26 protein-coding genes and 1 pseudogene are annotated in these 20,259 nt (G+C 71.6%); 13 read left to right on the top strand and 14 right to left on the bottom strand.

Translation table 11 applies throughout. From position 1 onward, the window contains the following. The first annotated feature begins 222 nt into the window (after positions 1 to 222). Complete coding sequence (locus ACWGJ2_RS19640) at positions 223 to 1,266, top strand: TnsA-like heteromeric transposase endonuclease subunit (protein WP_453347398.1); 1,044 nt, start codon at positions 223 to 225, stop codon at positions 1,264 to 1,266. Positions 1,267 to 1,458: 192 nt separating this feature from the next. On the opposite strand, the gene ACWGJ2_RS19635 is transcribed toward ACWGJ2_RS19640, so the two are convergent. The 3 genes and pseudogenes from ACWGJ2_RS19635 to ACWGJ2_RS19625 all read right to left on the bottom strand — a co-directional run bounded on the left by ACWGJ2_RS19635 (position 1,459) and on the right by ACWGJ2_RS19625 (position 3,151). Further along, positions 1,459 to 1,590, bottom strand: coding sequence for a hypothetical protein (locus ACWGJ2_RS19635; RefSeq protein ID WP_453347497.1), 132 nt, complete (start codon positions 1,588 to 1,590; stop codon positions 1,459 to 1,461). A gap of 427 nt (positions 1,591 to 2,017) precedes the next feature. Next, a pseudogene (locus ACWGJ2_RS19630) lies at positions 2,018 to 2,203 on the bottom strand (Ku protein); the annotation flags it as partial. A 138-nt stretch (positions 2,204 to 2,341) separates the two neighbouring features. Further along, a complete protein-coding gene (locus tag ACWGJ2_RS19625) occupies positions 2,342 to 3,151 on the bottom strand; it encodes a helix-turn-helix transcriptional regulator (protein ID WP_453347397.1) in 810 nt (269 codons plus the stop codon). Between the two features lie 308 nt (positions 3,152 to 3,459). On the opposite strand from ACWGJ2_RS19625, the gene ACWGJ2_RS19620 reads away from it, so the two are divergent. The 11 genes from ACWGJ2_RS19620 (at position 3,460) to ACWGJ2_RS19570 (ending at position 11,367) form a co-directional block, all read left to right on the top strand. After that, the gene (locus tag ACWGJ2_RS19620) at positions 3,460 to 3,816 is read left to right on the top strand and encodes an SDR family NAD(P)-dependent oxidoreductase (protein ID WP_453347396.1); all 357 of its coding nucleotides are present in this window, start codon (positions 3,460 to 3,462) and stop codon (positions 3,814 to 3,816) included. Between the two features lie 360 nt (positions 3,817 to 4,176). Continuing rightward, complete coding sequence (locus ACWGJ2_RS19615; protein WP_453347395.1) at positions 4,177 to 4,536, top strand: hypothetical protein; 360 nt, start codon at positions 4,177 to 4,179, stop codon at positions 4,534 to 4,536. Positions 4,537 to 4,538: 2 nt separating this feature from the next. After that, the gene (locus ACWGJ2_RS19610) at positions 4,539 to 5,507 is read left to right on the top strand and encodes a hypothetical protein (protein WP_453347394.1); all 969 of its coding nucleotides are present in this window, start codon (positions 4,539 to 4,541) and stop codon (positions 5,505 to 5,507) included. Continuing rightward, positions 5,507 to 6,214, top strand: coding sequence for an ATP-binding protein (locus tag ACWGJ2_RS19605; RefSeq protein WP_453347393.1), 708 nt, complete (start codon positions 5,507 to 5,509; stop codon positions 6,212 to 6,214). The genes ACWGJ2_RS19610 and ACWGJ2_RS19605 overlap by 1 nt, the downstream gene beginning before the upstream one ends. A gap of 97 nt (positions 6,215 to 6,311) precedes the next feature. Beyond that, positions 6,312 to 6,866, top strand: coding sequence for a WhiB family transcriptional regulator (locus ACWGJ2_RS19600; RefSeq protein WP_453347392.1), 555 nt, complete (start codon positions 6,312 to 6,314; stop codon positions 6,864 to 6,866). Next, the gene (locus tag ACWGJ2_RS19595; RefSeq protein ID WP_453347391.1) at positions 6,863 to 7,837 is read left to right on the top strand and encodes a DUF2637 domain-containing protein; all 975 of its coding nucleotides are present in this window, start codon (positions 6,863 to 6,865) and stop codon (positions 7,835 to 7,837) included. Before ACWGJ2_RS19600 ends, ACWGJ2_RS19595 begins: the two co-directional genes overlap by 4 nt. Positions 7,838 to 7,983: 146 nt before the next feature. Continuing rightward, positions 7,984 to 8,208, top strand: coding sequence for a hypothetical protein (locus ACWGJ2_RS19590; RefSeq protein ID WP_453347390.1), 225 nt, complete (start codon positions 7,984 to 7,986; stop codon positions 8,206 to 8,208). Between the two features lie 287 nt (positions 8,209 to 8,495). Beyond that, positions 8,496 to 8,831, top strand: coding sequence for a plasmid mobilization protein (locus ACWGJ2_RS19585; RefSeq protein WP_453347389.1), 336 nt, complete (start codon positions 8,496 to 8,498; stop codon positions 8,829 to 8,831). A 4-nt stretch (positions 8,832 to 8,835) separates the two neighbouring features. Next, on the top strand, positions 8,836 to 10,569 hold the full coding sequence (locus ACWGJ2_RS19580) for a relaxase/mobilization nuclease domain-containing protein (protein WP_453347388.1): 1,734 nt from the start codon (positions 8,836 to 8,838) through the stop codon (positions 10,567 to 10,569). 77 nt (positions 10,570 to 10,646) lie between these two features. After that, on the top strand, positions 10,647 to 11,060 hold the full coding sequence (locus tag ACWGJ2_RS19575; protein WP_453347387.1) for a hypothetical protein: 414 nt from the start codon (positions 10,647 to 10,649) through the stop codon (positions 11,058 to 11,060). Positions 11,061 to 11,133: 73 nt separating this feature from the next. Then, on the top strand, positions 11,134 to 11,367 hold the full coding sequence (locus ACWGJ2_RS19570) for a hypothetical protein (RefSeq protein WP_453347386.1): 234 nt from the start codon (positions 11,134 to 11,136) through the stop codon (positions 11,365 to 11,367). A gap of 147 nt (positions 11,368 to 11,514) precedes the next feature. On the opposite strand, the gene ACWGJ2_RS19565 is transcribed toward ACWGJ2_RS19570, so the two are convergent. The 3 genes from ACWGJ2_RS19565 to ACWGJ2_RS19555 all read right to left on the bottom strand — a co-directional run bounded on the left by ACWGJ2_RS19565 (position 11,515) and on the right by ACWGJ2_RS19555 (position 12,856). Further along, positions 11,515 to 11,853 carry a hypothetical protein gene (locus ACWGJ2_RS19565; RefSeq protein WP_453347385.1) on the bottom strand — a complete coding sequence of 113 codons (339 nt, stop codon included), beginning with the start codon at positions 11,851 to 11,853 and terminating at the stop codon, positions 11,515 to 11,517. Between the two features lie 323 nt (positions 11,854 to 12,176). Further along, complete coding sequence (locus ACWGJ2_RS19560; protein ID WP_453347384.1) at positions 12,177 to 12,398, bottom strand: hypothetical protein; 222 nt, start codon at positions 12,396 to 12,398, stop codon at positions 12,177 to 12,179. A 104-nt stretch (positions 12,399 to 12,502) separates the two neighbouring features. Then, on the bottom strand, positions 12,503 to 12,856 hold the full coding sequence (locus ACWGJ2_RS19555; RefSeq protein ID WP_453347383.1) for a DUF317 domain-containing protein: 354 nt from the start codon (positions 12,854 to 12,856) through the stop codon (positions 12,503 to 12,505). A 215-nt stretch (positions 12,857 to 13,071) separates the two neighbouring features. On the opposite strand from ACWGJ2_RS19555, the gene ACWGJ2_RS19550 reads away from it, so the two are divergent. Beyond that, the gene (locus ACWGJ2_RS19550) at positions 13,072 to 13,254 is read left to right on the top strand and encodes a hypothetical protein (protein WP_453347382.1); all 183 of its coding nucleotides are present in this window, start codon (positions 13,072 to 13,074) and stop codon (positions 13,252 to 13,254) included. 24 nt (positions 13,255 to 13,278) lie between these two features. Here ACWGJ2_RS19550 and ACWGJ2_RS19545 read toward each other — a convergent pair whose 3' ends face one another. From ACWGJ2_RS19545 to ACWGJ2_RS19510, 8 genes are all read right to left on the bottom strand, one after another. Beyond that, the gene (locus ACWGJ2_RS19545) at positions 13,279 to 14,106 is read right to left on the bottom strand and encodes a DUF317 domain-containing protein (protein ID WP_453347381.1); all 828 of its coding nucleotides are present in this window, start codon (positions 14,104 to 14,106) and stop codon (positions 13,279 to 13,281) included. Positions 14,107 to 14,140: 34 nt separating this feature from the next. After that, the gene (locus ACWGJ2_RS19540) at positions 14,141 to 14,965 is read right to left on the bottom strand and encodes a DUF317 domain-containing protein (protein ID WP_453347380.1); all 825 of its coding nucleotides are present in this window, start codon (positions 14,963 to 14,965) and stop codon (positions 14,141 to 14,143) included. 100 nt (positions 14,966 to 15,065) lie between these two features. Beyond that, complete coding sequence (locus ACWGJ2_RS19535; protein ID WP_453347379.1) at positions 15,066 to 15,860, bottom strand: winged helix-turn-helix transcriptional regulator; 795 nt, start codon at positions 15,858 to 15,860, stop codon at positions 15,066 to 15,068. Between the two features lie 22 nt (positions 15,861 to 15,882). Then, entirely contained in the window at positions 15,883 to 16,794 is a 912-nt protein-coding gene (locus tag ACWGJ2_RS19530; RefSeq protein WP_453347378.1) for a DUF317 domain-containing protein, read from the bottom strand. 25 nt (positions 16,795 to 16,819) lie between these two features. Further along, a complete protein-coding gene (locus ACWGJ2_RS19525; RefSeq protein ID WP_453347377.1) occupies positions 16,820 to 17,671 on the bottom strand; it encodes a DUF317 domain-containing protein in 852 nt (283 codons plus the stop codon). A gap of 28 nt (positions 17,672 to 17,699) precedes the next feature. Next, the gene (locus tag ACWGJ2_RS19520; protein ID WP_453347376.1) at positions 17,700 to 18,164 is read right to left on the bottom strand and encodes a hypothetical protein; all 465 of its coding nucleotides are present in this window, start codon (positions 18,162 to 18,164) and stop codon (positions 17,700 to 17,702) included. Beyond that, positions 18,161 to 18,940 carry a hypothetical protein gene (locus tag ACWGJ2_RS19515; protein ID WP_453347375.1) on the bottom strand — a complete coding sequence of 260 codons (780 nt, stop codon included), beginning with the start codon at positions 18,938 to 18,940 and terminating at the stop codon, positions 18,161 to 18,163. Before ACWGJ2_RS19515 ends, ACWGJ2_RS19520 begins: the two co-directional genes overlap by 4 nt. Next, on the bottom strand, positions 18,937 to 19,551 hold the full coding sequence (locus tag ACWGJ2_RS19510) for a DUF4913 domain-containing protein (RefSeq protein WP_453347374.1): 615 nt from the start codon (positions 19,549 to 19,551) through the stop codon (positions 18,937 to 18,939). The genes ACWGJ2_RS19515 and ACWGJ2_RS19510 overlap by 4 nt, the downstream gene beginning before the upstream one ends. Between the last annotated feature and the right edge of the window lie 708 nt (positions 19,552 to 20,259).

Genomic DNA, 20,259 nt, shown 5'->3' with positions numbered 1-20,259 from the left:
GGCCCCCCCTGCCGCGCGCGGCGATCACCACGCGCGCGGCCGACTTCCGCGGTCTGACGACCCCCGGCTTTCTCGCCACCTGCCCCCCGCGGCCCCCCCCGGCCCCGGCCGGGCGGGACCCCTTTCTCCGGAGGTCACCCGAACGGGTTCATTCGGGCCTCAAGGCGCTGCTGGGCGTCCCGTCGCCCCTACAAAGGGACGGAAAAGAGAGGGAGACGGGGCATGGGGGCAACGGGGGAAGTACGAGTCGGGCTGCGCTTCGAGGGGCGGCGCACGGCCGCCTGGCGGCCACTGGAAGAGACCTGCCTGGCCGAGATCGTCTCGGCACGGCCATGGCGGCGGCAGGTGACCCACCACAAAGAGCAGTTGGTCTTCGGGCTGTACACGGCGGCGAGCACCGGGGGCCGGATCGTGGCGGCGGACGGAGTATGGGACCGGCTGGATGCGGCCGATCACGACCCGGAGGTGCAGGTCATCATCGGGCAGCCCTTCCAACTGCGCGCCGCACACGGACCCGGACAGCAGGGGCACGTGCCCGACCTACTCCTGGCTGACCGGCACGGAAGGATCACTCTCGTCGACGGCACACCCACCGCGGGCGGCCTGCGGCCCTCGCAGGAGGTGGTGGAGTGGGCGGCGCAGGCCGCCTCCTCGCGAGGATGGCGACACGAGTGGTGGCAGGGCCCGGAGGATCCGCGGCCGCTGCTCACCGTGGCGGCCCTGGCCGCGAGCAAGCAGCCGCCGCGTGGCGCCGGACGAAGGCTGATCGAGCCTGTCCTGGACCTGTGCACGGCCCGAGAGCACAGCGTCGGCGAGATCGAGGACCACTTCGCCTCCGCCGTACCGCACCGACTGGTGCGGGAGACCGTTCACCACCTGCTGTGGTGGGGGGATCTGATCACCGACCTGCGCATGCCCATCGGGCTGGGCACCCGGGTGCGTACCGACAGCTGTGCCCGGCGGCCGGCCCCCGCGCGGTGGACGGTGGGAACCCGACTCCAGGCCGGAGGGACACGAGTTGTGATCGTGCGCGCCACAGCGCACGATGTCGTCATCCGCCTCGATGGCTCTCCGCGCGCCTACGGTATCTGGGAGCGGCGGGTTCCCCGCGCGATCCTGGCTCGGCAGGCCACCGCTCTACCTGCCGCCTACCAGCAGCCTCTACTACTGCGGCAGGCGTCCGCCGTCTCCCACTCAGTGGGCGTATCCGGTATCGGGACAGGCGCGACTTGTCCGCTTGCCGCTGGGGACGGTCGTGACCAATGAGGTCGCAGACGGCGGCCGGAAAGCGCCAAGTGTTTCCTCGATTTTGCGTCTCACCGCCCAGGGTCGGCGGGTGGTCGATGCCGAGAACTACGCGGTCTTCGGCGTGGAGTATGGCGAGCCCGCGAAGGCTCTCACACCAGTGGGCCTTCCTCTGCGTTGGATCCCCTCGGTGGTGGGCTGACGTCAGTCCGGTCACTCGGCCTCGGTATCGTCCTCGTCCAGCTCGGGTGCGTCATCGACGGTGACCAGCCCGTCCGTAGCGCTCGCGTCCGCCCCCGACGGGACCGTGCACCTCAAGCACAGCGGCTGGAGCGTCACTATCACGGCGGAGCGGTGCGTCGTAGGCGGTCACAGGGGGGGCAGAGGACGGGTATCGGCAGGCAGCTCGCGGAGGAGGTGCCTGCCCAAGGACATCTGCGGTTTCATCGACCAAGCCATGATCCTCGGAACCGAGGCGGCCGTTGGCTTTCTCCGTGAAGCGGACGCCGTCAACGTTTTCGCACCTGGTGCGGCTGGAAGAGCCGCCCCAGGGGGAGCGGCTGGTGCTGCGGCGAGCGTGCGGGGTTGGTGGAGGGGAGGGAGAGAGCCAGTGCCTGCCCCTGATGCCGCCAGGTGTGACGCTGCGGACGGTGTCATCCGGATCGTCGAGGCGAAGGCAACCGCGCAGCTCCCAGGGCCGGTGGCGCGCAGGAACACAAGGCCGCCACCTCGTCGATCTCCTGCGATTCGAGCAAGACGTATCGTATCCCTTGATGATCTGGTCGTAGGGGACCTCTTTCCCGGTCCGTTCGTTGACTCGCTTGTTGCGCACTCGGTCGGAGGTGTCCCGTTGCCGTTGACGGAAGCGCACGGTGTGGGACTGCGTCGCCGAGGCCATCGTCACCGGCAGCGTCACCAGCCCGAAGGTGAGAGAGCCGGGCCAGACCGGACGTGCCATCGTCCTCCTCCTCGCCGCCAGTGATCCGCAAACGTATGCTTCGCACACCGGAATCCCCGGTACCTCTTCCGGAGACCACCACACACGTCCCACAGGGGTTCAAGCTGCGAGGGCTTCCAGGTCCTTTTCTGAGTCTGCTTACACGCGTAGCAGTACGACGAAGCGCATGTCGGTGGCGCTTATCGGGACGAAGGCATTGATCTTCACGTGGATTTCCTGGCCCCCGTGGTGCGGGAGTCTGAAGCGTCTTACCGCTCCGTCGGGGTGGGCCAGGGATTCATTGGCGGCCCATAGTTCCCGTGCTTCTGCGTTTCCGTCGAGGATTTCGTCCCGGAGCCTGATGAGCTCCTTGGACTTGCGGTGGGAGACCATCGTGAAGCGCAACTGGGCCAGGAAGGGGGCGGCCCATTCGGAGCGCCAGTTCACCAGTTGTTCCCTCGCCTCGGGATAGAGGAAGGCCCAGCGCATGAGGTTGCGCTCGTAGGGGATCCAGGGGAACCAGTCTTCCTGGGGTTGGTTGTGGGCGACGATGTTCCAGGCGAGATCCGAGAGGTAGGCCGGGTGGGGAAGCATCTGGTCGAGGATGGTCTGCATGCCCTCGTCGGCGTACGCCTCCGGAGAGAGGCCGCTGGAGGGTGGGGCGTACCCCAGGGTCATTCGGAAGAGCATGACCCGTTCGGTCTGGTCCAGGCGCAGGGTCATGGCCAGGCGTTGCAGGAAGTCCTCGGAGAAGTGGCGCTGCTTGCCACCCTCCAGCTCCCGGTACCAGGTCACGCTCACGCCCGTGAGCGTGGCGACCTCCTGCTGGGTGAGTCCCGGTTTCAGGCGTCTGCGGGAGGTGTCTACACCGGGGATGCGGGTGGGGTCCAGCCGTTCTCGCCAGGTGGTGAGGTGGTCGCCGAGCTCGCAAGAAAACAGACTATGCTTTTTGTGGCGTCCGTCACTCATGACTCTCTCCGCATCTCGCTTCGGTTCCGCTTCCCGGAGCGCCGTGCAGTCCTCGGCCCTTGATCATCTGATGCGCCATATGGACTCATCGTCGCAGCTCACGCGCCTATTCGGAGTGCAACATTCCGAAGCTCGGATCATGCCCCTCGTGCGGAGGAATGACATTCCGGTTGGCCGGTTCGGCCGACCAGAAATGATCGCGATGACTATCGCCACTCAAAGTGGCGGTGGTCGCTGTGCAAGATGGCTCCCGCAAAAGCCTCCGGACGGGCGGGGGGTGGTTTTCGTTGATTGCTGGAGGTCCTGTCATGCCGCGCTCCGTATTCGTGACCGGGGGAGACCGGGGGATCGGTGCGGCGGCTGAGGGGTTCGTGGCCGGGGGAGGCCGGGTCGCGGTCGTGCATCGCGGCGGGCAGCCGCCGCAGGGTCTGGGAGAGGTGCTGGTGGCGAACGCCGGGATCACCTGCGACAGGCTGCTGCTGCGGATGGTGGAGGAGGGCTTGACTTCGGTCCTGGACGTGAACCTGACGGGCACCTACCAGGCGGCCAAGCGGGCCGCCAATGGCATGCTGCGGGTCCGCGCCGGGCGCATTACCTTGGTGGCCTCCGCCGTCGCCACGGGCACCGCTCTCCCGGTGGGTGGTGGCATGGTCATGGGTCACTGAGCCCTTCGTCCCGTGTGCCTGTCTTCACTCATCGCGGTGCGTTTGCGCACGCCACAAGCGATCTGCCTCAAGGCATCCTGAATTTCCTAGCCACGACTGGATATTGCCGAACACCATGCATATGTTGCTGGTCCCTCGGCGAAAGCCGCCGGGTCAACGCCTGGCAATGGAGGTGCAGATGGGCCGCTGAAAACAGCAAGGCCCCGAAATTCGGGGCGATATGAGACCGGCGCCCGGAAGCGGCAAACTTCCGGGCGCCGGGCCGCCACCCCCGAAGGGGTGCGGATTCATAACTGGCGGGTCGGCTGACTTTTTCGACGAGAGCGGCCGACCCACCACCTACGAGCGAAGGATTATCGCATGTCCGACAACGCGACGGGAAGGCCAGCCGCCGCCCTGCCCGCCGAGGCCGACCCCGCCTGTGCCGGTATCCGCGAGCGGCGCCTTGCCGAGCTGCTCGCCGACATGGTGCCCGGCGCCCGCACCATCCGTGTCTCCCAGCGCGAGCCCAGCCAGGTCTGGCCCAGCCCGTATGCCCGCGCCTGCGACGCGCAGGGGCAGCTCCTGGCCCTCAATCGCCCCCAGAGCCTGGCCGCTGCCCGCTGGGTGATCCGCGCCCACTCGGAGCTGGCGTGGGACGAGCCGTACGACCTCGACCTCGCCTCCGGTGTTCTGCGCGCCACCGTCGAGGGCCACGCCGTTGCTGCCGGGGGGTGCTGAGCATGGCCCGTATCCGCACGCTCAAGCCCGAGGCATTCGCCTCGGAGTCGCTCGCCGAGGTGAGCATCGCCGCCGAGCGGACATTCTTCGGTCTGCTGACCCAGGTTGATGATCACGGACGGTTCCGGGACCAGCCTGCCGTCCTCGCGGGGTTGCTGTGGTCCCTGCGTCCCGAGCACGGCCCCCTCGGTGTCGAGGACGACCTGACCCAGCTCGCGATGGCAGAGCTGATCTGCCGCTACGAGGTCGGGGGGAAGCGGTACCTGCACATCCTCACCTTCGCCCGGCACCAGCGGATCAACCGGCCCAGCGGCGTTCGCCATCCCGGCTGCCCGCTCCACGACGCCCAGCAGCCCTCCACGGAGGATGTCGCGCAGAATCCGGGAGCACTCCGTGAGGACTCACGGAAGCATCACGGAGGACTCACTGAGGGGTCAGTGAGCCCTCACGGAGCCGTGCGTGAGGACTCTGCGAGCGGCGAAACCGCAGGTCAACTGGCATTCAGTGAGTCCTCAGTGAGCCCTCACGCAGGAAGTGGTGAGGACTCAGTGAGGACTCACGGTCCGGATCTAGGACCTAGGAACGTGGATCTAGGATCTTCCCCTTCGGGGGGCGCTGCCGCGCCCGCACCGGAGCCCGTCTCCGCCCAGCAGCTCATCGGCGAGTACGCCGCCTCCTGCGCCCACCGCCCGCCCAAGGGCGTGCTGGGGCACCTCGGCCGGGAGGTGGCGAAGCTGCTGGCCGAGGGCATCGCCCCCGAGCACATCCGGGCCGGGCTGGCCCGGCACCGGGCCAGGGGCCTGCACCCGAGCACCCTGGCGAGCCTGGTGCACGAGGCGATGAACGCCACCGCCCCGACCGCTGGCCCGAGTGCTGGCTTGGTGCGGCCGGAATCGGCCAATACCGTGCGCGGTCACCGGGCCTGGGCCAACCCGGCCGATCCTGCCGCCGCCTACGCCGAGGAGCTGTGATGCGCGAGAGCGACGCCCAGCCCGTGGGCGGCATCGCCCGCCGCCTGACCGGCATCCTCAAGGCCCGGGGCATCGACCCGGACGCTCCGGTCTCCGACGGGGCCGAGCCGAGCCCGGCGCTGGAGGCGGCCCAGGCCCGTATCCCGGCCCGCTACCAGGACGCGGTGGCCGACCACCCCGCCGTCACGGCCTGGGTGAGCGAGGTCGCCGCCGCCGGGCGACCGGGCCCGGAGGGTTCTCCGGGGATCGCCCAGGGGCGGTCGCTGCTGATCGTGGGCACCACCGGTACCGGCAAGACCCACCAGGCGTACGGCGCGGTGCGTTCGCTGCTGGCCGCCGGGGTCCGCCTGCGGTGGAAGGCGACCACGGCCGCCGACCTGTACGCCGAACTCCGTCCTCGCAAGGACAGCGACGGCGAGCGCGAACTCCAGGATCTGGCCCGGTGTCCGCTGCTGATCATCGACGATCTCGGGGCGGCGAAGGCGTCGGAGTGGACCGAGGAGATCACGATGCGGCTGATCGACCGCCGCTACACCCGGATGCTCCCGACCCTGGTGACCACCAACCTCGGCATGAGCGACCTGCGGAACCACATCGGCGACCGCGTCGCCTCCCGGCTGACCGAGATGACCGACAAGGTCATCCTCGACGGCCCGGACCGCAGAAGGGCCCTGGCCGCCGAGCGCCGCCGCCTCACCGCCGCTTGACCTCTCCGCGCGACCAACGGTCCGCCTCCCTTCACGCACCAACCCCCGGGCCCGCGCCTGCCCGAACGCGCCCCGGGGCCGAACGGAGACCCCACCCATGCACCACCAGACTGCCGAGCCGCGCACCCTCGGCGACTACACCTGGCACCAGCACGCCGCCTGCCTCTCCACCCCCGAGCGGCCGGTCGACCCGGAGATCTTCTTCCCCGAGCCGGAGGAGATGGACCGCATCCGCGCCGCCAAGGCCCTCTGCGCCCAGTGCCCGGTCCGCCCCGTCTGCCTGGACGCCGCCCTGGAGGCCGGGGACCGCGAGGGCATCCGGGGCGGGATGACCGAGGAGGAACGCGAGCCGCTGCACCGCAACCTCCACCGCCGCCTGGACTACGCCCGCGTGAATGCCACCCTGGCCGGGCGCGACATCCACCTGACCGACGCCGAGCGCCGCGCGACCGTCCGTGCCGCCTACCAGTCCGGTATTCCGGCCGGTCACCTCGCACGCCTGCTGAAGATCACCGGCGAGCACGCGAAGAAGCTCTACCGCGAGATCCGCCGCGAAATCCGCAACCGCTCCACCGGCCAGCACCAGACCGGCCAGACCCTTCCCGCCACCCAGACCCCGGCCCGCCGCGACGATCTGGGGACGGCCGCGTGAAGGACACCGACGCGATACCGGTGCGCATCACCGGCTGGGACCGCGCCGCCATCGTCACCCTCGGCACCGCCGGATGCGCGCTCTCCTTCGACGCGCTGCAGCAGATGGCCGTCGCCATCCACATCCGAGGACTGCTCACCTACCTCTTCCCCTTCGTGATCGACGGGTTCATCGGCTACGGCGTGCGCGCGGTCCTGGTGATGCGCACCGCCTCCCTCGGCGCCCGCTGCTACGCCTGGGCACTGTTCGCCGCCGCCACGGCCGCCAGCATCTGGGCCAACGCCCTGCACGCCGTCCGCCTCAACGACCGACCGGTCGACGGAGGTCTGCGGCTCGGCGACGCCACGGTCGGCGTGCTGTCCACCCTCGCCCCGCTCGCCCTGGCCGGAGCCGTCCACCTCTACATCCTCATCGCCCGCCGCGCCGCCCAGCCCGGACACCCGGACACGGCGACCAGCCCGGTCACCCCGACTGTCCGCACCGAGCGCCTCCCCACCGCACCGGACAGTGCGACCGACCGGAGGACTGCGAAGGGCCAGGACACTAACCGGCCGGTCACCGGTCACCAGCCCTCCGCGCTGTCCTCCGGTACCTCCGGCCGCCCGGCGAACATCCGCCGGGACAATCGGTGGGGAGAGCCGGACACCGGCTGCGACGCCGGACCGGTCGCCTCCTCCGCGTCGGAGTACGAGGCCGGGGATGTGGGCCTCGGCGGGGAGCCGGACGGCAGATCCGGCCACCCGGTCCCGTCCCGGATGTCCGCCCCGCAGAGCTGGGCGGATGCCGGTGAGGCGGACGAGCTGCTGCCGGTCGCCCGCCGCGCGGTCACCGACGCCGGGAAGCTGACCCGCAAGGTGGTCGCCGACGCCATCCGGGGACAGGGACTTCCACTGTCGAATGACCGGCTGACCGAGCTGATGCAGCAGCTCCGCGACGAGGCGGACAAGGACACCCTCCGCCTCACCGGCTGACCGCCCGCTCCCTTCGGCGGACACCCCGCCGCGGTCACTTCGGACACCGGCCACCCGGCTGTCCGGACACCGCAGCGGGGTGTCCGCCCCACCCCGGTCACTCCACTTCTTCCGCCACCGCCGTCTTCCGCAGAGGAGAATTCGCCGTGCGTACCACGCCGCCCACCACTGACGAGATCGACGCCTGGCTCACCGTTCTGCGCGCCCACGGACACCTGCACGACGCCGAGCCCGGACCCGAGGGGTCCTGGACGGTGCGGCGGACGCCGACGGGCACGCCCCACACGCTGCACCACCCCATCCTTGCCCTCGACTACATCGCCGACGTTCTGCGCGAGGCCCGTGCCGATGCCGGAGACGGTGTCCGATGATGCTCCCGAACCACCCGGCCACCCCCTCTGAGGGGCACTCGTACGAGCATCCGGCGCGAGGCCGAGCAAGCTATACCTTGCGAAACTCCCTCGACGGCCCCGCCGTCGAGGGAGTTTCGCAAGGGCATGCCCCCACCCCGGAAGGGGAGGGGGAGGCCCGTCACCAGGGGGCGCCGGACCAGGCTGCGACCGAGGGCGGATCGCAGCCGAAGAAGAGGGAGGAACCGCGCGCCGTCGTCGAGACGCGTATGCGCCCGCGCCTCTGTCAGTCCCAGCAGCGCGACCGCGTGCGCAGCGTGCGCCTGACCGCCGACGAACTCACCGACATCCAGCACGCCGCCGAAACGATGGGCATGCGGGTCGCCGGGTTCCTCGCCGACGCCGCCGTCGCCGTGGCCCGCGCCCAGAACGGCCCGACGAGCTGGCTGATGGACCAGCGCGCCCTCGTCGCAGAGCTGATGAACGCCTCCGCCCACCTCGCCCGCGTCGGCAACAACCTCAACCAAGTCGCCCGCACGCTCAACTCCGGCGGCCAGGCTCCCTACGCGCAGGACGCCTTGGCCCGCGTGCTGCGGGCCGCTGCCCGTGTCGAGGCTGCCGCTACCGAGATCGCGAAGCGCTGAGATCGTGGTGCCCGACATCTCCCTCGGCGGCCGGACCTACGGCCTGCTCGCCTACCTCTACGGCCCCGGCCGCCGCGACGAACATGCCGACCCGCACCTGGTCGCCTCCTGGCAACCCGGGCTGGCCCCCGACCTCGGCCGCGATCCGGCCGCCACGCTCAAGGAACTGCAGGAGCGCCTCGACCTGCCGGTGCAGGCGGTGCCGGAGCACCGCCGCCCGAAGCGGCACGTGTGGCACTGCCCGGTCCGCACCGATCCCGGCGACCGGCACCTCTCGGATGCGGAGTGGGCCGAGGTCGCCCGCCGCGTCGTGGCTGCCACCGGCATCGCGCCCGAGGGCGACGAGCAGGGGTGCCGCTGGATCGCGGTGCGCCACGCCGATGACCACATCCACATCGTCGCCACCCTTAAACGCCAGGACGGGCGCTCCCCGCGCCGCCACGACGACTTCAACCGCGCCCAGGCCGAATGCCGTCAGATCGAGAAGGACTTCGGTCTCCGCCAGCTCAACCCCGGTGATGGCACTGGCGCGCAGCGGCCCACCAGCGCGGAGCGGGCCAAGGCCGAACGCGCAGGCCATAGGGCGACCGCCCGGGAACTGTTGCGTGACCACGTCCGCCAGGCCCTGGCCGGTGCCGCCGACGAAGCCGAGTTCTTCGACCGGCTGGCCGAGGCGGGCGTGCGTATCGACCGGCGTCTCGCGCCCTCCGGCGATGTCCTGGGATACAAGGTCGCCCTCCCCGGTGACCGCAACCGTGCGGGCGAGCCGGTCTGGTTCTCCGGCTCCCGCCTCGCCCCCGATCTCTCCCTCCCCAAGGTCCGCAGGCGCCTTACCGCCGACGAAGAAGCCGACCAGCGGCCAGCCGACCACCCTTCGCGTCCCGGTGGTTTGGCCCCGGCCCGCGTGCGCCGCGCCGCTGCGGACATCGTCGACCACACCCCTGCCGCCCTCGACGCGGGCGAGGACGCCGAGGCCACCGCACAGCTCTCGGGCCTGGGCGAGGTCCTCGACGCCCTCGCCCAGACCTCCCCCGCCTCGACCCGGCAGCAGACGCTCGCGGCGGCCCGCGCCTTCGAACGCGCCACCCGCTTCCACACCCAAGCCGAACGCGCCGAGGGCCGGGCCGTGCGTTCGGCCGCCCGCGGCCTCGTCCGCGCCGGTAACGCCCTGGGCCGGGGCGAGGACGGCGGGGCGACGGCCATGCTCCTGTCCACCCTGGTCCTGGCCACCCTCGCCGCCGCCCGCTGGCACACGGCCCGCCAGCACGCCCAGCAAGCAGCAGCCGCCCGCCAGGCCGCCGACCAGCTCCGTGCCGCCTACGGCACCGCCGCGACCACACCGATGCGCACCATGTGCGCGCAGGGCCGCCGGTTGTCCGAGGGCGTACGGACACGCCACGAAGGCACCGTGGAGGCCGCCCTGCCCGGCCACGCCCAGCACCTTCGCGGTGAGCACGGCTGGGACGCCCTGCTCGCCACCCTCGACCAGGCCGAGCGCGCCGGGCACGACCCCGGCACCCTGCTGGAGAAGGCTGTCGCATGGCGGGAGCTGCACACCGCCGACAACGTCACCCACGTCCTCATCTGGCGCCTGCGCCGCCTCGGGCGGCTCCCCGCGGACCCGACACAGCGCCGCGCCGATTCCCGGATCACGAAACAACAGCCCCAGCCAGCGCGGACACACGCCGCCACTCCGGCGCGCCACCCCGCCTTGCCCGAGCACCGGCGGAGGCGCTGACGGTGCGGCACAAAGGTGTGGACAAGGCCGAACGCGACTGTTAGGGCTGGTCAGAGGAACACAAGGAGCTGATGCGCATGCCCACCGAAGAACTCCACAACTCCAGAGCCCTCCCGCCGGAGACACCATGCGGCGATGACCCGCTGCTGCGACTGCAGGAAGCTAGCGAACCGGATGACTCCATCCGCATCCAGACCACCACCCGCGCAGAACCGATCACCATCACCGGCCTCACCGTGATGTGCCCCCAGTGCGGCGCCCGCCGCGACTGGCTGGTCATCTGCGACCACCGCAACCAGATCTTCCTGCGCTGCCGCTGCGCCCATGAATGGCACGAGCCCGAGCTGACCCGCACCGACTTCGAGGCCATGGCAGGCGAAGGCGGCCAGAAGTACCCGAGCCTCGACGCAGTCGTACGGGACACCGGATACGACGGCACGCTCGCCGGCACCTACCTCCCCGACGACCTCCACCCGGGAACGTGCGGATGACGCCCGGGGGTGAGCACACGCGGGCGTGCCGAGACCGCTGGCAAATACGCAGATGGTGTCATACGTTGCAGATATGACGAATGAAGTCAACCACGACATATGCAACAGCGCTGAGAGCTGGACGAGTTACCGCTCACGCAACACCAACTACATCGGCGGCGACGCCCAGGTCTCCTCGGCCATCCAGATCGCCGGGGACTACCACGGCGGCCTCGACCTGAGCGGCCTCCCGGCCGCCGCCACGGTTCAAGGCGCCGCCCAGCCCGGAGACCCGGAGGACGCCGCGGGTGAAGCGGTGCGGCAGTAGGCGGTGGAGTTGCTGTGGCATCTGGCCCGCGTCGACCCCGGCAAGCGCACCGAGGCCATCGCCGTCATCGACGCGCTGGAAGCCGGTCCCCACGTCGCGTAGAACGGCACGAGGGCTGCCCCGCAGGGGCAGCCCTCGCCGTCGTTGTCACGGGCGTTGTTGCGCGTCGAGCAGGTGGTTGGCGAGGCGGAGCGCGTCCTTCGCCAGCGTCATCGCCGTGTGCAGGCCGAGGACTTCACGCAGGGTGGGATGCACGACGCGGGTCCAGCCGCCGCACAGGGACGGCCAGAGGGCCAGCGTGACCTCGCTGTTGGCCAGGCCGAGCCTGGCGGACACATCTGTAGCGCCGTCGGATCTCGCGCGCCAGCTCAGCAACACGCAGCCGTCAGGAACACTGCCGCCGTGCCGCAGCCAGAACACGGGGACCGGTGCCCTGGCATCGGCGGGGGCGTGCGTGACGATTGCGCCCCGCGCCCATCCGGGCACGGGGCGCAGGGCGACGTCGGCCAGGGACGAGCAGTCTTCCGTATGCGGGTGTGGTCTTGGCGTACGAGGCCGCCGGACCGGGGCGGTCACGCGTGCCCCCGGGCCTCGAAGTCGCCTCGCCGGAGGTGTTGTTCGCGGCGGCGGGCGATACGCCCCCCGCGCTTCTGTACGCGGGTGCGGATACGGGGCCTCGTGTGGCCGGGGACGATTGTGCCGAGCATGGCGCTCACCGGTTCCTCCTTGTTCGTCATGTGTGGGCCGGTGCAGCCGAGGGGCCCGTGACGCGGGCTGTTCGCCACGTCACGGGCCCCTCGGGGAAGGCTTCAGGACCAGGACAGCTCGGTGCGCACGGTCGGGGGGAGGTAACCCTCCTGGCCGTTCTCGGCGATGTAGACCACGGTGCCGGGCCCGTCGGGCACGGTGACGAGGTGGCTGATGCGGTGGGCGAAGGGCCAGTCGGGGTTGATGGCGAGGAAGACGGGCTGGTCGGGATCGAGGGTCTGCAACTGCTTCGCCAGTTGCCCGACCGTGAGCGTGCGGGACACGAACACCTCCGTGGCGTGTGGTGGTTTGTGATGTGGGCCGGTCTGCGGCCAAGGACCCGGTACCAGGCGCGAGACGTGCCGTGGTGCGGCCCGGGGTGTGGGTGTCAGATGCAGTCGCACCAGCGGCCGGGGTAGGCGATGAGCGCGGCGAGGAATCCGGCGACGGCATGCGCGGGGACGTCGTGGCCGAAGGTGGTGCTCCAGGCGCGGCGGCCGTCGGGGCCGTGGATGCTGATGTGCCACAGTTCGCCGAAGGCGGCTTCCGGGCTCTCGGGCAGGAAGGCGACGAAGACGCGCCGGTCGGGGCTGGCGCAGTAGACGTTGGCCTGGGGGTCGTCGACTGTGTCCCAGCCGCAGTTGTCCAGCAGCCGCAGGACAGGGGCTGCGCAGTGGCATGCGAGCAGCCACTCGCGCTCGGCGGAAGCAGTGCGGGCGGGGGTGAGGGCGGTGGACGTCACGAGGAATCCCTTCGTTGACCTGCGGGTTTTCGAGCCGTCCGTACGTTGACTTGGACCGGGGGCCTCATTCCAGTCCGTTGCCGTGGGTTCCGCGTCTGCCGCAGGCGAACTCGGCCGGAGACGGAACGGATGGAGTGCTCGTGCGGGAATGAATCGGTCGCCCCGCGGGCTGGCTGCGGGGCGACCGATGACGAAGAAGAAGGCACGGGAGGCGTGTGAACGCGGATGAGCAGCGCCGGTTCGAGGAGAGCGCCGACGATGCCGAAGCGGTCTCCGTGGGGCGGGCCCGTGCGGCGCGCGGCGGGCGGATCGAGCTGACGGTCGGAGAACTGGCCCAGGCCCTGGGACGGCCCCGGCCACCGGACCCGTCGGCGGGTGACGCTCCCGGAGCGGGATGACCTGTCCGAGGCGGTGCGAGAGCGTCACCTTCGGCAGCGCGACCGGACGGTTGCCGCCTGGGTGGCCGTGGGAGCCGGGAACACGCTCGGCCGGGGCCGCGTGCCTCCTGCGGCGACGCGGGTGCGGCTGCGGGCGGCCGTCACCCGAGGGTTATCTGCGGGCGTGGATGAGGGCGCGACGCCGTTGGTGACGGTGGCCTCGGGGTGCAGGGTCTCGGTGCCGGTGCGGGGGACCGGAGCAGGATTGCCCAGGCGCGTGGCGAGGGCGCTGATGAGGTGGGCGGGGGTGTGGGTGGTGAAGGCTGCGTACCAGGCGTGGCCGTGGCCCAGGGTGCGGCCTCCTTCGATGAGCCAGGGCTCGTAGTCGGCGTCGAGAGGGTGGCCGGGCGTGGTGTCGTAGCTGACCGTGGCCAGGTGGTCGGGGGAGGTGAAGCCGGTCTCCCACGCGTTCTCGCGGCACCGCCAGCCGGCCTCGGCCAGCGGGCGGAGCACGTCCTGTGCCCGGGGTCGCCGTCCGCCCGGCCAGGGGCTCGCGTCCTGGCCGAGAGCGGTGGTGAAGGCCGCGACGACTTCGGGCGGCGTGCCGGTGGCGAAGGTCGCCTGCCAGGTGGGCGGCATCTCGCGGTCGGGGGCCTGGCTGATCCTCCACAGGGTGTGGGTCAGCCCGTTGGGCGTGTAGTCGACGTGGTGGCGTCCGCCCGGTGAGGTGAGCCGGACGTTGCCTTTCGCATCCACCTCCTGTCGCCAGCCCGCGTGCAGCAGGGGGAGGCGGGCGGGTTGGCTGGCGGCGGGTCCGGCGAGGTAGACCGGCGTGGCGTGCAGGACGGACTCCTCGTTGCGGGCCTGGGACATGGAGTGACTCCTGGTCAGGGTGGACGGGTTGGCCTCAGTGCCTTCGGGCTGTCCGCGAGGGCGTGGGCGCGGCCGAGGGCGGTGGAGGGTTTTCGCGCGTGGGCTGTGCGGCTGCGGAGAAGTGGCTTCGCCCCTGGGCCGCCGCTGCGCGTGCGGAGTGCGCTGCGGGCCGCAGGCCGACGAGATCGCGATGGTCCTCGGGGACGCGGCGGGCGGAGCGCAGAACGGGCTGGGGGTCGGCGACAGCCAAGGCAGCGGCGGTGAGCAGCGGTTCGGGGGTGTGGCCGGTGAAGGACGCCGTCCAGCTCGGGCGGGAGACGGGGTCGGGGCCTGCGGTGATCTTCCACGTGGCGGTGCGGTGGTCGAGCAGTTCGTCCCGCTCGGGGAGGTAGCCGGTGCGCAGGTGGAAGGCGGCGTACTCGTCGGGAGCGAGCATGTACCAGGGGCGGGAGCCGCGCACCGGTTCCCAGCCGTGCTCGGCGAAGACGCGGGCGGGGGTCTGCCCGGTGTAGTGCCGCCCGCCGTGCAGGTGGTCGGCGAAGTAGTTCTCCACGCCGTCGCGGAGCCGCTCGGTGAACGCGGTGAGGACCTCGTCGGGGACGGCACGGTCGAAGTGCGCGGACCAGGTCGGCATGCCGAGGGGGTCGGCGGCGTAGGTGAAGGTCCACTCACCGCGGTCGCGCCGGGCGGCGCGCAGGCGCTGTGAGGGGCTGGCGTAGTAGGGGTCGGTTCCGACGGGGGTGTGGGTCCAGCCGGGGGCGGTGTCCAGGAGCGGGGCGAGGGGGTCGGTGCCGGTGGTTCCGGCGAGGTAGCGGGGCGCGACGAGCACGTCGTCGCTGCCGGTGGCGCTGTAGGTCATGCGGAGGGGGTTCCGGGTGGGGCGCGGGCGCCCGCCCCTGGCCGCGTCGGGCCGGTGCGGGCATCGCTGCGGGCGGGGGTTCTGTGGCTTTGCATGCGGGTCACCGGCTGCGGGAGGGGTGGGAGAGGGCGGTGAGGTGGGCCGGGACGCGCGGGGGTGGCGCGGGGGCGTGGGAGAACAGCCCAAGCACGGCGGGTGCCCCGGTGGTGGGGGAGTGCTGGCGTGCGGCGCGTGCCCGGCGTTCCTGGGCGGTGTGCTGGATGGATCGCGAAGCCGTTTCGGCGGTCTGGCTGCGGTGGCCGAAGTCGTGCAGTGCGGTGTGCACCGGGCCGAGATCGCGTGCGGCGGGGGTGAGGGTGTAGTCCCAGTGCTGGTCGGGGCCGAGGCGGGTGAGGAGTCCGTCGTCGAGGAGCTGGTGGGTGCGGTAGTGGAAGGTCCCGGTCGCCAGCCCTGCCGCCTCGCGCAGCGCGCCTGGCCGCAGGGGGCCGTGCTGTTCCAGCGCGGTGAGCATCTCCAGGGCGCCCTTGCCGCGCAGCTTGGCCAGCGCGTCCTCGGCGCGGTCGGGCCGGGGCATGGTGGTGGCGTCGACTTCGAAGTGGCGGGCGTGCCAGGAGGCGAGGGCCTGGTGCGGGGCGCGGGCGCTGTGGCCCAGGGGCGAGGGGGCGTAGCGGCCGTAGGCGGGCTTGGTGAGCAGGGCGCTGGAGTGCATGCGTTGCAGGACCTGGGCCATGGTGGGCGTGTTCAGCCAGGGCATGGCGGCGTTCAGCTCACGGGCGCGCAGTGGCCCGCGTGCGTGGAGGGTCTCCAGCGTCCATGTGGTCCACCGCGGGGCGAGCACGCCGACGGCGTGGCGGGTCTGGTCCGCGTGCGCAGGGCCGGAATGGGGATTGTGCATGGTGGTCCTCCGGGGGAAGGGTTCAGCGCCGTGGGCGGGCGGTTGTCCGTGGGGCGGTGTCGGTGCGGTGCGGGGCGGCGGGTGTTGTGCTGGGTTGGGTGCGGGGATGTGTCGTGCGGATCCTGGCGGCCTGGGCGCGCCGGGCGCCGGGCTGGCCCTGGACGGCCCGCTGCACGGCGGCCGAGATGGCCGTCTGCTTCACCTCCAGCGGGGTGGGAGCCGTTGAAGCCGGGCGCGTCTCGGTCTTGACCGGGGCGAGCTGCACCAGGTGCTCCACCTCGCGGTGGAGCATGTGCCGCTCGCGGACGACGGGTGCGGGGTCGCTCAGGGCGGCGGCGGTGGCGGCGATGAGGTGGTCGGGGGTGTCGGCGGTGAAGGTGGCTTCGGCGCGGGTGGCCCAGCCCGGTGGCCCGGCCCACAGCGTCACCGTCTCGTCGTCCCGGGCGTAGCTGAGGGTGTCGATCCATGCCCCGGCCTGCCGGTCGGGGGCGAGGATGTTCACCGTGGCGCGCCCGGCCACCGTGTGCGTCCATCCGGCGTCGAGCAGGGGGCGGACGCTGTCGGCCCAGTACGCCGATGGCGGGGCGAGGAAGCGGTCGCTCTCGGGGCTCCAGTCCTCGGCCAGCGCGCGGGTGAGGCCGGCGACGATCTCGGCCGGGAAGGTGTGGTTGAAGGTGGCTCGCCAGCGGGGTGGGGAGACGGGGTCTTCGGCGGCGGTGATCTTCCACAGGTCGATGTCGTCGCCGAACCAGCCGATGCGGATGCGGTGGTCCGGGCTGGTGACCAGCAGGTGGCACGGGCCGTCGTCGAAGGCGTAGTGCGGCCAGTGGGCCACAGGCGCGAAGCCCGCGTCGCCGGACCCGTCGGATCCGGCGAGGTAGCGGGGGGTGACCCGGTATTCGTGCCAGCGTTCGTCGTCCGGTTCATCCGGCATGAGGAACTCTTCTCCAGTGCGTGGGTCAGCGCTGCGGGCGCGTGGTGCGGGTGGTGGGTGCTTCGCCGCCTGCACGCGGGGGTGGTGTGGCGGTCTGGCCCGGGTGGGGCGGGGCGCTGGCAGTGCGGATGCGCGCGGCCTCGGCCCGCGTGGTTGGCGGGGCTGACCGCAACCGGGCCTGCGCTTCCAATGGTTCGAGCCGTACGAGGTGTGCGACCTCGTGGCGCAGAGTGTGCCGCGCGCGCCGGAGCGGTGCGGGGTCGGCCAGAGCGGCGGCTGCCGCAGCGACCAGGTGATTGGGAACGTGGGGGGTGAAGCGTGCCTCCGCGCGGGTGAACCGTCCCTTCGGTCCGGCCCACAGCGTGAGTGTCTCGTCCTCGCGGCGGTAGAGCTGGCTGCGCGGGTCGGCCCAGGCACCGGCCTGCCCGTCGGGCGCCAGGAGGTCCACGATGTCCCGGTCCTCGCCCCGCTCCTTCCAACCGGCGGCGCGCAGGGGACCGAGCCCGTGGCTCGATGTCACCGGAGGCGGGTGGAAGAGGGGATCGTCGTCCGTGTTCCACTCGCGGGCCAGCACGCCGGTGACGGCGGCAACCACCTCGCTCGGCATGTGCTGGGTGAAGGTGGCCGTCCACAGCGCGGGGGAGACGGCGTCCTCGGCGGCCGTGACCCGCCACCTGTCCTCTCCCGCATCGCTCCACCCGATACGGATGCAGTGGTCCGGGGAAGTCACCAGCAGCTTGCAGTACCCGACGCTCAGCCGGAAGCGCGGCCAGCCAGCGAGTGGCGCGAGGGCGGTGTCCCTGCTGCCGCCCCCGGCGAGGTAGCGCGGGGTGACACAGACGTTGCTCCCGCGCCCGTCGTTCGGCTCATCCAACATGAACGTGCTCCTCTCAATGGGTGGTTGGTCAGCGCACACGGCGGGACGCCTGCCGCGCGGCGGTGGCCGCGGGCGCTGGGTTGGCCGCTTCGCTACTGCCGCCCTGGACGTGGGGGGAGCGGGCGCGGGCGGCGTGCGCGCGGCGCTCGTGGGGGCCGGCATCCGTGTGCCGGTGTTCGCGGTGCAGCCGCCGTGCAGCGGCGTTGTAGGCGGCGTGGTCCTGCCGCGCGCCCACCGACAGCAGGTAGATCTCCCGGCGGTGCTGGGAGGAGACGGGGGCGTCGCGGTACTGGATGACCATGCGCCACCGGGTGTGCGGGTCGACGTAGACCTTGTGGCAGCCCGCGAGTTCGCGGGTGAGGGCGGCGCCGCGCTCGTTGCCGTGCACCAGGTGCTGGAGTTCCAGCAGCGCCAGGTCCCGGATCTCCTCCGGCACCTGGCGCAGGTCGGCCAACGCTTCGGGGTGGGCGGCGAAGGCGTACCGGGCGCTCACGCACGCCCCCGGGAGCGGACAGGACCCGTACCGGCCGCCGGTGCGGCCCCCGGCAGGGGCGGCCGCGTGCTGGCCGTAGCGGGGGTGGTGGACCGGGTGCGCGCAGCGGCGGCCCGCCGGTCGACGGTGCTGTTCGCGGGCTCCGGGGCCAGCGGGAGAGGTGTGTCCCGGTCCCGCAGCCATGCGGTGGCCGACTCGATGCTGGGGAAGGCGCCCTCGCGCACCGTGTAGGTCGTGAGGGAGGGTGTGGTCTCTTCCAGGAAGATCCGGTAGGGCCGCTCGGCCGAGCCGGGGTGGTCGTCGCGGACGAGGAGGCTCACCTCGGTGCCCTCGGTGAAACTGCCGGGATTGTGGGTGTGGTCGTCCAGCAGCGTGTACCGGCCGCCGGGGTTGGTGCGCAGCATGTCCTCCAGCCGGGTAGTGAGTGCGTCGGCCGGACGCGGCCCCGGAGTGTGGCTCAGCTCGATCGCTTCGGGCCGGCAGCCGCGGGTGATGAGCCAGTTCTGCGTGACCGGCACCGTGGGCTTGCGGGTGTGCTCGACGGTGAAGGTGCCCTCGAAGAGGTCGCGCCGGATGTGCATGCCGAGGTACTCGGCAGTGCCGGGCATGTCCCAGGTAGCGGCGCGGTCGTAGAGCAGCAGGAAGGTGTTGCCCTTGGTGTGGTGCGCGGCCAGCTCGGTGAACATGTCGTCGCAGAGCGTCAGGCGCATGAAGTCGTCCTTGACGAGGGCGGAGGCAGGCGCAAAGCTCTCGATCCGGTAGTCCGGGCCCCTCACGCCGTCGCCTCGTACGCCGTCGGGTCGGGGGAGGCCAGCAGCCGGTGGTTCGCCCGGGCGGGGCTGGTGGTGCACGCGCTGAACGGGCCGTCCGGCGCCCGCAGTTGCAGCAGCGTCGGATCGAGATGGTCACGGTGCCACAGCGCGGGCCCGGCCAGGCCCGCCTCGGAGTCGGTGAACTGCTGCCAGGACAACCACAGCGCGTGGAGGCGGGCGACGGCCTCGGGGTGCTCGCTCCACCGCGGACACCAGGGGCGGGTGGAGGTGATCTCGCGCCCGTAGACCGGCAGCAGCAACTCCTCCACCCACACCCTCAGTGCCGCCAGCTCCTTCCCGTACGCCGCCCCCGCCAGCGCGAGGATGAACGGCGAGGACGGCTCACCGGAGCCGCACTCCCGCCCTGACGCGCGAGCGGCGTCCCTGCCGCTCTCCACTTCCTCCACGTCGAGTTCGTCGCCGTCGGAAGGGGACGGCTGCTCGTCGGTGAGCCGGGCGAGGGTCACGCTGTGCTTGCGGGTCTCGGCGACCAGAGCGGTGACCGTGGCGACGAGGTCGTCCAGGTTGTGGTCCGGTACCCGTACCGGCTCGTGCCCGTCGGCAGACTCCGACATCGACATCCCCTTCTCTCACTCAGGTGTTGGGGCGTCGAGGATCCGCAGAAGAGAAGGTTTGGCCCGGCCGGGAGGCCGGGTGTAGAAGAGGCGGACCTGAGCCTGGGCGCACCTGCTGATCCGTGCTCCCGCCTGCTACGACGAGCTGCTCTTGGCGTCTTGCTCGTCTTCCGCCAGTGAGGCGTCCGGTCCGCCATGAGCCAGAGGGGGCCGAGTGGCCCAACTGGGCCCGCCCGTACGGCTCGGAGCACTGGGAGGACCGCTTCGGCACCGACGACAAGGAGCCCTCGATCACGGTCGACCGAGACGGAGCTGCTGCGCGGGAATCTGTTGCTGGGCACGCCGGTCGCGGACGGGGTGCGCTGATGAGCGTTGGCGACCCACACCGTGCTGCCCTGCCCCAGGGATGACTGGTGACTCCCGCCGTTGGGCGGGCGGTGCGCAGACTGCACGCTCACCACGGAGCGCGTGATCGGACAGACCGAGCGTGAGCGCCGGTGACGGAGGCTGAGCAGGCCGGACGGAACCTCGGATGTGAGCGCTCCTGCTCCTGGGCCTGGCCCGGGGGCAGTCCGAACGGCCAGTGGTAGGAACTGCCGCATGTCGAGGTGGGGGGGGGGCCCCCCGCCATAGGGAGAGCCGCCCCCCCCCGGGGTCGGACACCAACAAGGTTTAGTTTTGGGGATCCGCACACAGAAAACCGGGGTT

Source organism: Streptomyces sp. NPDC054796, assembly GCF_053611545.1.
Note: the sequence above shows the minus strand (reverse complement) of the source record. Positions and strands in the feature narration are given on the sequence as shown.

Bases quoted from the DNA above. Each gene is read 5' to 3' on its own strand.
- ACWGJ2_RS19535 (WP_453347379.1), bottom strand. From the start codon at position 15,860: ATGCACAATCCCCATTCCGGCCCTGCGCACGCGGACCAGACCCGCCAC.
- ACWGJ2_RS19570 (WP_453347386.1), top strand. From the start codon at position 11,134: ATGACGAATGAAGTCAACCACGACATATGCAACAGCGCTGAGAGCTGG.
- ACWGJ2_RS19640 (WP_453347398.1), top strand. From the start codon at position 223: ATGGGGGCAACGGGGGAAGTACGAGTCGGGCTGCGCTTCGAGGGGCGG.
- ACWGJ2_RS19545 (WP_453347381.1), bottom strand. From the start codon at position 14,106: ATGTCCCAGGCCCGCAACGAGGAGTCCGTCCTGCACGCCACGCCGGTC.
- ACWGJ2_RS19615 (WP_453347395.1), top strand. From the start codon at position 4,177: ATGTCCGACAACGCGACGGGAAGGCCAGCCGCCGCCCTGCCCGCCGAG.
- ACWGJ2_RS19530 (WP_453347378.1), bottom strand. From the start codon at position 16,794: ATGCCGGATGAACCGGACGACGAACGCTGGCACGAATACCGGGTCACC.
- ACWGJ2_RS19605 (WP_453347393.1), top strand. From the start codon at position 5,507: ATGCGCGAGAGCGACGCCCAGCCCGTGGGCGGCATCGCCCGCCGCCTG.
- ACWGJ2_RS19575 (WP_453347387.1), top strand. From the start codon at position 10,647: ATGCCCACCGAAGAACTCCACAACTCCAGAGCCCTCCCGCCGGAGACA.
- ACWGJ2_RS19620 (WP_453347396.1), top strand. From the start codon at position 3,460: ATGCCGCGCTCCGTATTCGTGACCGGGGGAGACCGGGGGATCGGTGCG.
- ACWGJ2_RS19525 (WP_453347377.1), bottom strand. From the start codon at position 17,671: ATGTTGGATGAGCCGAACGACGGGCGCGGGAGCAACGTCTGTGTCACC.
- ACWGJ2_RS19540 (WP_453347380.1), bottom strand. From the start codon at position 14,965: ATGACCTACAGCGCCACCGGCAGCGACGACGTGCTCGTCGCGCCCCGC.
- ACWGJ2_RS19625 (WP_453347397.1), bottom strand. From the start codon at position 3,151: ATGAGTGACGGACGCCACAAAAAGCATAGTCTGTTTTCTTGCGAGCTC.
- ACWGJ2_RS19510 (WP_453347374.1), bottom strand. From the start codon at position 19,551: ATGTCGGAGTCTGCCGACGGGCACGAGCCGGTACGGGTACCGGACCAC.
- ACWGJ2_RS19610 (WP_453347394.1), top strand. From the start codon at position 4,539: ATGGCCCGTATCCGCACGCTCAAGCCCGAGGCATTCGCCTCGGAGTCG.
- ACWGJ2_RS19600 (WP_453347392.1), top strand. From the start codon at position 6,312: ATGCACCACCAGACTGCCGAGCCGCGCACCCTCGGCGACTACACCTGG.